The organism is Micromonospora sp. NPDC004336, assembly GCF_053602615.1.
Genome location: NZ_JBSGDY010000231.1, coordinates 1 through 7,782 on the forward strand (window position 1 = coordinate 1; position 7,782 = coordinate 7,782).

Annotated in this window: 8 protein-coding genes; all 8 read right to left on the reverse strand. The window is 75.8% G+C overall.

Translation table 11 applies throughout. The annotated features are described in order from the left end of the window. Nucleotides 1-720 precede the first annotated feature (720 nt). Nucleotides 721-1,176, reverse strand: a complete 456-nt coding sequence (locus ACWENR_RS28305) for an antibiotic biosynthesis monooxygenase family protein (protein ID WP_452280004.1) — start codon at nucleotides 1,174-1,176, stop codon at nucleotides 721-723. Beyond that, nucleotides 1,173-2,420 (reverse strand): beta-ketoacyl synthase N-terminal-like domain-containing protein, encoded by a 1,248-nt coding sequence (locus ACWENR_RS28310; protein ID WP_452280005.1) that lies wholly within the window; start codon nucleotides 2,418-2,420, stop codon nucleotides 1,173-1,175. Before ACWENR_RS28310 ends, ACWENR_RS28305 begins: the two co-directional genes overlap by 4 nt. Next, nucleotides 2,417-3,691 carry a beta-ketoacyl-[acyl-carrier-protein] synthase family protein gene (locus ACWENR_RS28315; RefSeq protein ID WP_452280006.1) on the reverse strand — a complete coding sequence of 425 codons (1,275 nt, stop codon included), beginning with the start codon at nucleotides 3,689-3,691 and terminating at the stop codon, nucleotides 2,417-2,419. Before ACWENR_RS28315 ends, ACWENR_RS28310 begins: the two co-directional genes overlap by 4 nt. Before the next feature lie 174 nt (nucleotides 3,692-3,865). Then, nucleotides 3,866-4,270 carry a cupin domain-containing protein gene (locus ACWENR_RS28320; protein WP_452280007.1) on the reverse strand — a complete coding sequence of 135 codons (405 nt, stop codon included), beginning with the start codon at nucleotides 4,268-4,270 and terminating at the stop codon, nucleotides 3,866-3,868. After that, nucleotides 4,263-5,045, reverse strand: coding sequence for an SRPBCC family protein (locus ACWENR_RS28325; RefSeq protein ID WP_452280008.1), 783 nt, complete (start codon nucleotides 5,043-5,045; stop codon nucleotides 4,263-4,265). Before ACWENR_RS28325 ends, ACWENR_RS28320 begins: the two co-directional genes overlap by 8 nt. Next, a complete protein-coding gene (locus ACWENR_RS28330) occupies nucleotides 5,045-6,421 on the reverse strand; it encodes an acetyl-CoA carboxylase biotin carboxylase subunit (protein WP_452280009.1) in 1,377 nt (458 codons plus the stop codon). Before ACWENR_RS28330 ends, ACWENR_RS28325 begins: the two co-directional genes overlap by 1 nt. An 11-nt stretch (nucleotides 6,422-6,432) precedes the next feature. Continuing rightward, nucleotides 6,433-6,930: an acetyl-CoA carboxylase biotin carboxyl carrier protein gene (gene accB, locus ACWENR_RS28335; RefSeq protein WP_452280010.1), complete on the reverse strand. Its 498-nt coding sequence runs from the start codon at nucleotides 6,928-6,930 to the stop codon at nucleotides 6,433-6,435. Further along, a partial coding sequence (locus tag ACWENR_RS28340; protein ID WP_452280011.1) for an acetyl-CoA carboxylase carboxyltransferase subunit alpha occupies nucleotides 6,927-7,782 on the reverse strand: 856 nt, incomplete at its 5' end. The genes ACWENR_RS28340 and accB, both read right to left, overlap by 4 nt.

Consider the following 7,782-nt stretch of genomic DNA (forward strand, 5'->3'; position numbering starts at 1 on the left):
CGGGACGCAGGCCGGCGGCGTGCAGCCGGGCCTGCGCGTCGGCCACCAGCCGGCGCAGGGTGGCCCGGTCGACGGGTTCGGGCAGTCGAAGACAAATGTCGGTCGGACGGCCTGCGAGCAGAACTTCGTCGACCCAATCCGGGTCTGTCGCCGCAGGATTTCCTGTCATCACTGACGTTCACCGCCCAGCATCAAAGAGGGCAAATCTGCCCAGAAAGTGCGTTCGTCGGGGTGCTGCGGGGAACCATACGACGCCACCGGATACATCACCAGATGCAAATGGCTAGATCAGAAAGAGCGGCCGGCCGGATTGCCGGCAGCCGCTTCGGCGGGCAGTATCGGGCGGGTAGGCCGGCTCTGGGTAACCGCCGGATGACACGTCGTGCGTACGGCCGGCGTCGCCCCCCGGTTCGGCCGATGGCGCGTCGACACCGGAGCGTGCGGGGTGACAATCCCGCCCGGCGCCGACGGATGCGGCGGTTCACCCCAAACAACGCCCGGTTTCGTCTACATCGGACTGAGCTGCCGCGACGGAACGACACGGCGGACGATCACGGCGGACAATGGCGGCGGCATCGGCATCGGCGGCGGCGGCGGACGACGACGGACATCGGCGAACAACGGCGAACAACGGCGGACGACAACGGGCGGGCACGACGGCGGGCGGGCACGACGGCGCCGCCGGTGCCCGGCGGGCACCGGCGGCGCGAGCGGCCCGGGTCAGGCCGGCGTCGGGGTGGGTGTCTGCGCGTGCACCACGAAACGCAGCGACCGGGCGTCGGTGAAGCACTCCCGCATCGGCCGGACCAGGTCCCGGTGCTCGGGGCTGCGCTCCCACGCCTCGAAGTCGGCCAGGCTCGCCCACTCGCTGGTGATCAACCACTGCTCCGGGTCGGCCGACGAGCGGCAGACCTGGTCGACCAGGTGCCCCGGCACGCCACCGGCGACCAGGTGTCGGATCTGCTCGTACGCGGCGAGGAACGCCTCCGTGCGCGGCGCCGGGACCCGCACCAGGAACACCACCCGCGCCCGCCGCCCCCGCGCGTCGGCGGGCGCGGCGGGGGCCGCCGCGCCGGCCGTCCCCCGCGCACCCGCGTCGACCGCCCCGACGTGCCCCGGCCCGCCACCGGGTCCCGCCGGCGCCGTGCCGACCGTCCGCCCGCCGCCCTCGCTCATGGTGTCGCTCCCCTCGCCGGCGCGGCCCCGCGCAGGACCAGCGCGCTGTTGAACCCGTCGAAGCCGCGCGCGCAGACCAGCGCCAGCCGGCTGCGCGGGCGCCGGTGCTCCCGCAGGAAGTCCAGCTCGCAGCCCTCGGCCACCTCGTCCGGCCCGGCGGAGGCGGGCAGCGTGTCGTTCGCGAACGCGAGCAGCGCGGTCGCCGCGTCCAGCGCCGAGCCGCCCTGGTGGGCGCGGCCGGTCAGCGGCTTCTGCGTGGTCACCGGCGGCGGCCGGTCACCGAACACCGCCCGCAGCGCCTCGGCCTCGCTGCGGTCGTAGCGGGGCACGCCGAGCGCGTCGGGCAGTACCACGTCCACCGACTCCGCCCCGACGCCGGCCCGGTCCAGGGCCAGCCGCATCGCCCGCGCGTACTGCACCGGGTCGCCGGCGGTATCCGCGCCGGTGTGGACGCCGTCGTGGGTGGCGCCCCAGCCGGTCACCTCGCCGTACACGCGGGCGCCCCGGGCCAGCGCGTGACCCAGCTCCTCCACCACGAACACCGCGCCGCCCTCCGCCGGCAGGTAGCCGCTGGCGGCGGCGTCGAACGGCCGGTACGCCCGCTGCGGGTCGGACACGTCGCTGAGCAGCCCGGAGCGCAGCTGGCAGGCCAGGGCGTACGGGCTCAGCGGGCACTCGGTCGCCCCGGCGATCACCACCGGGGTGCCCCGGCGCACCGCCCGCGCAGCGTGCGCCAGGCTGTCCAGCCCGCCGGCCGCCTCGGCGACCAGCACCCCGCACGGCCCCTTGAACTGGTGGTGGATGGAGAGCTGCCCCACGCTGGCCGCGTAGAACCAGGCAATCGACTGGTACGCCCCGACGGTGCGCGACGGCCCGCCCCAGAGCCGTTGCAGCTCCCGCTGCCCGAACAGGTTCCCGCCCGACGAGCTGGCCAGCGCCACGGCGTACCCGTACGGATCGGGGGCCCGCTCGGGCAGGCCGGCGTCGGCCAGCGCCAGCCGGGTCGCGGCGAAGCCGAGGTGCGTCCACCGGTCGGTCTGCACCAGCCGCCGGTTGTCGGCGTACGCGGCGGCGTCGAAGCCGGGCACCTCCCCGCCGTGGCGCGTCGGATAGCCGGCGGGGTCGAACAGCGTGATCGGCCCGGTGCGGCGGGTGCCGGCCAGGACCGTCCGCCAGTGCGCGTCGGCGCCGATGCCGCTGGGCGCGACCACCCCGATGCCGGTCACCACCGCCCGGGCGGTCACGCCGGCACCGCCCCGGGCAGCCGGCGGAACACCATCGCCGACTGGAAGCCACCGAAGCCGCTGCCCACCGACAGCGCCACGTCCACCGGCAGCTCCCGCGCCTCGTTCGGCACGTAGTCCAGGTCGCACTCCGGGTCCCGGGTGGCCCAGTTGGCCGTCGGCGGCACAACGCCGAACTCGATCGCGAGCGCGCACGCCGCCATCTCGATCGACCCGATCGCGCCGAGCGAGTGCCCCACCATCGACTTGATCGAACTGATCGGCACCCCGTACGCGGCCTGCCCCAGGGCCCGCTTGAACGCGGCGGTCTCGTGCCGGTCGTTCTGCCGGGTGCCGGAGCCGTGCGCGCTGACGTAGGAGACCTGCTCGGGTGCGATGCGGCCCTGCCGCAGCGCCGCCGAGATCGCCAGCCCCATCTCCAGCCCGTCGGGCCGCAGCCCCGTCATGTGGTAGCCGTTGCTGCGGCTGGCGTAGCCGGCGACCTCGCAGTAGACGTGCGCGCCGCGCCGCCGGGCGTGCCCGGCCTCCTCAAGCACCAGCACCGCCGCCCCCTCGGCGAGCACGAAACCGTGCCGGTCGGCGTCGAAGGGGCGCGAGGCGTGCGCCGGATCGTCGTTGTCCGGGCTGGTCGCCTTGATCGCGTCGAAGGACGCGACCGTCACCGGGGAGATCGGCGAGTCCGCGGCCCCGGCCAGCACGATGTCGGCCTCGCCGTCGGCGATGAGCTGGTGGGCGTACCCGATCGCGTCGATGCCGGACGTGCAGCCGGTGGAGACCACCTGGGCCGGGCCGTGCAGCCCGTACCGGCATGCCACGTCGGCGGCCAGGCTGCTGGGCACCAGCGCCTGGTAGAGGTACGGGCCGCCGCGCGCCGCGTCGACCAGCCACCGCCGGCCGCCGTCGCTGACCGTCACGTACTCCTGTTCCAGCGCCATGGTGCCGCCGACCGCGGTGCCCAGCACCACCCCGGCCCGGTCCCGCTCGGCGTCGGTGAGCTCCAGCCCGGCGTCCGCGACCGCCTCGGCGGAGCAGGCCAGCGCGAACTGCACGTACCGGTCGGCGCGCCGCCGCTCGGCCGCGCTGAGCCCGGCGGCGACCGGGTCGAAGTCGCACTCGGCGGCGATCTGCGACCGGAACGGCGACGGGTCGAAGAAGCTGATCCGGCGCGTCGCCGTCCGCCCCTCGGTGACGGCCTTCCAGAACCGGTCCCGGCTGGCGCCGCCGGGGGCGACCACCCCGACGCCGGTCACCACCGTGCGGCGCCCGCTCACGACGCCACCTCGACTCGCGACTGCGGGGCTCGCAAAACCCGCTCACTCCTCGCGCTCACAACGTCACCTCGGTTCGCGACTGCGGGGCTCGCAAAAACCCACTCACTCCTCGCGCTCACGACGCCACCTCCGCTCGCGACTGCGGGGCTCGCAAACCCCGCTCACTCCTCGCGCTCACGATGCGCCCCGCTGTTCGGGCGGCTCGGTGTCGACGTGGCCGAGTTCCGGCCGGGGCGCCAACGGTCCGAGGTGGAAGACCACCTCGGCCGGCTCGTCGCCGGTGTTGCGCAGCCGATGCCGCACGTTGACCGGTACGAAGAGCGCCTCGCCGGCCGCGAGCGGCACCGGCCGGTCGTCGAGGTCCACGGTGATCGCGCCCCGCGCCACGTAGAGGAACTCCTCGCTGTAGGGGTGGTAGTGCTCGCCGATACGCTCGCCGGGCGCCAGCGTCGCCACGCCCATGAACCCGGAGGTGCTGCCGACGGTCTTCGGGCCGAGCAGCACCCGCAGCTCGCCGCCGCGGCGACGGTCCGGCGGCACGTCGGTGGCGGCGACCAGCCGCAGCGTCCGCTCACTCATCGCCGGCTCCCGTCGCCTCGTCGGCGGCGCGCGGGGCCGGGGCCGGACCGGACGCCGCCGTGGCGGCCGTGGCGCCCCGGGCGCCGGCCAGCCGCTCGATCTTCTCCTTGATCACGGCGAGCTGCACGGCGCTGTTGGTGTTGATCCGCTCGGTCATGCCGGCGTTGTCCACCGGGGCGGTCGGCTTCATCGCGAAGTCCTGCACCCAGGTCATCCGGGTGCCGCCGGGCTCCTGCGCGTACTGCCAGTGGATGTTCATGTACTCGAACGGCCCGGTCTCCACCCGTCGGGCGCGGACCTGCCGCGTCGCCGGGTCGGCGGTGCGCTCGCTGACCCAGCTCCACGCCGTGCCGTTCTCGTCGGGGTGCATCGTGAGCCGGAACCGCACGGTGTCGCCGTCGCGGTGCAGGATCTCCACCCGGGCGTACTCGGTGAACAGCTCGGGCCAGCCGGCGACGTCGTTGGTGACGTCCCAGACCAGCGGCAGTGGCGCGGCGATGAGCACGCTGTTCTCGGTGTGCCCGGGCGGGTCGGCGCGGCGGGCCACCAGCTCGGCCACGCCCGCGATGCTGAGCTGCCCGGCCTCCTCGGGGATCCGCACCCGCCACCGGTCGGCGACCACGGCGGACAGTTCGAGCAGCGCCAGCGAGTCCATGCCGAGCTCCTCCAGCGACGCCGCCGGGGCGCGGGCGGCGGCCTCGGCGTCCAGCCCGCAGTTGGCCACCAGGATGTCGGTGATCTCGGCGGTCAACGGGCGGCCGTGGGTGACGGTCATCAATGCCTCCTGTGGTGTGCGTCGGGCGGGCCGGCGAGCAACTGGTCGACCAGGCCGGTGCAGTAGCGGCCCTTGCGGAACCCGGCGTCGTCGAGCACCCGCCGGACGAACGGGATGGTGGTGCGCACGCCGGGCCCGGCGATGTCGAACTCGTCGAGGGCCCGTTCCAGCCGGTTGAGCGCCAGCTCCCGGTCGGGCGCCCAGACCACGACCTTGGCCAGCAGCGAGTCGTAGTACGGGCCGAACACGTAGCCGGCGTGGCCGTGCGTGTCGACCCGGGTGAACGGGCCACCGGGCGGTACGAAGCGGTCCAGCCGGCCGGGCGTCGGCGCGAAGCCCCGCTCCGGGTCCTCCACGTTCACCCGGCACTCGATGGCCACCCCGTGCGGGCGGACGTCGGCCTGCCGCAGCCGCAGCGGCACCCCGGCGGCGATGTGCAGCTGCTCGTGCACCAGGTCGATCCCGGTGATCATCTCGGTGACGGGGTGCTCGACCTGGATCCGGCAGTTGATCTCCAGGAAGTGGAACCGCTCGTCCGGGTCGACCAGGAACTCCACCGTGCCGGCCCCCGTGAACCCGGCCGACATGGCGCCGCGCAGGGCGCACTCCGCGATGGCCTCCAGGGTGCCGGCCGACAGCGCCGGCGCGGGCGCCTCCTCCACCAGCTTCTGGTGCCGGCGCTGCACCGAGCAGTCCCGCGTGCCCAGGTGCACGCCGTTGCCGTGCGAGTCGCACAGCAGCTGCACCTCGACGTGCCGCGCCCCGGTGAGGTACCGCTCGACGTACACCCGGTCGTCGCCGAAGGCGGCCTGCGCGGCGGCCCTCGTCCGCGCGTACGCCCGGGGCAGCTCCGCCGGGCCGGCGACGACCGTCATGCCGCGCCCCCCGCCGCCGGCCGCCGCCTTGACGATCACCGGGTAGCCCACCTCGGCGGCCACCTCCGCCGCCGCCGCGGCGGTGGGCACCGGCGCGACGCTGCCCGGCGGCAACGGCAGCCCGGCGCGGCGCATCAGCGCCCGCGCGGAGGACTTGTCGGCCAACGCGGACATCACCTCCGGCGGCGGGCCGATGAACGTCAGCCCGTTGTCGGCGCAGATCTCGGCGAAGTCGGCGTCCTCGGAGAGGAACCCGTAGCCGGGATGCACGGCCTGCGCGCCCACCTGCCGGGCCGCCTCCACGATGGCGGCGGCGTTGAGATAGCTGCGCCGGCCGGGCGGCGGCCCGATCCGCACGGCCTGGTCGGCCAGGCGCACCGCGGCGGAGTCCGCGTCGGCCGTGGAGTAGACCACGGCGGTACGCACCCCCAGCTCGCGGCAGGCGCGCAGCACCCGCAGGGCGATCTCGCCCCGGTTGGCGATCAGCACCTTCTCGAACATCGCCCACCGCCTCAGTCCGGGTCCAGCGCGAGCAGCGGCTGGTCGTACTCGACCGGCTGGCCGTCGGCGGCGAGGACCTCGGCGACCCGGCCGCCCCGGTCGGCGCTCACCTCGTTCATCAGCTTCATCGCCTCGACGATCCCGACGACCTGCCCCGGACGGACCAGGTCCCCGACGGCCACGAAGGGCGCGGCGCCCGGCTCCGGCGCCCGGTAGAACGTGCCGACGATGGGCGAGCGCACCGTGTGCCGGCCCGGGGTGTCGCCGGGCGGCGCGGGCGACGTCGGGACCGCTGCGGCCTCCGGCGGGGCCTCCACCGGCACGCCGCCGTGCCACTCCACCTCCAGCACCGTGTCGCCGCTGCGCAGCCGCACCCGGCGGACCGGGCCGGCCAGCTCGGCCACCAGGTCCCGGGCGTGCCGCCGCAGCCCGGCCAGCACCGCGTCCACCCCCGACGCCGGCTCCGCGCCGAGCGTCGCGGTGTCGACCGGGGCGCCGCCCGCGCTCACCGGGCACCCGCCCGCGCGCCGAGCCGCGCCGCGCCGAAGCGCCGGAACCGCTGCCGGCGGCGCCGCACCAGCGTGGCGGGCGGCACGTCCAGCAGCGGCAGCAGGTGCGCCGACACGGCCGCGCGCAGCGCCCGGGCCGCCGCCTCCGGGTCGTGGTGCGCGGCCGCGGCCGGCTCCGGCACGACGTCGTCGACCACCCCGAGGCGGCACAGGTCGGGCGCGGTCAGCCGCAACGCGCGGGCCGCCTGCGGGGCCGCCCCCCGGTCGGGCCACAGGATGGCCGCGCACCCCTCGGGGCTGATCACCGAGTAGACGGCGTGCTGGAACATCAGCACCCGGTCGGCCACCGCCAGGGCCAGCGCGCCGCCGCTGCCCCCCTCCCCGGTGATCACCGCGACGACCGGGGTGGGCAGCACGGCCAGGGCGAGGATGTTCTCGGCGATGGCCGCCGCCTGCCCCTGCTCCTCGGCGGCCACCCCGGGATCCGCCCCGGGCGTGTCCACCAGGGTCACCACCGGCAGGCCGAGGCGGGCGGCCAGCCGCATCAGCCGCAGCGCCTTGCGGTGCCCGGCCGGGCTGGCCATGCCGAAGTTGCGCGCCACCAGCTCGGCGGTGCTGTGCCCCTTCTGGTGCCCGATCACCATCACCGGCCGGCCGTCGAGCCGGGCCAGCCCGCCCACCACCGCGGGGCAGTCGGCGCCGAGCCGGTCGCCGTGCAGCTCGACGAAGCCGTCGAACGCCGTCTCCAGGTAGTCCAGGGTGGTCGGTCGGCCCGGGTGCCGGGCCAGTCGTACCGTCTCCCACGCGTCGCCGGCCGGGCCCGGCGCCGTCGCGGCGGCGGCCCCACCGGCC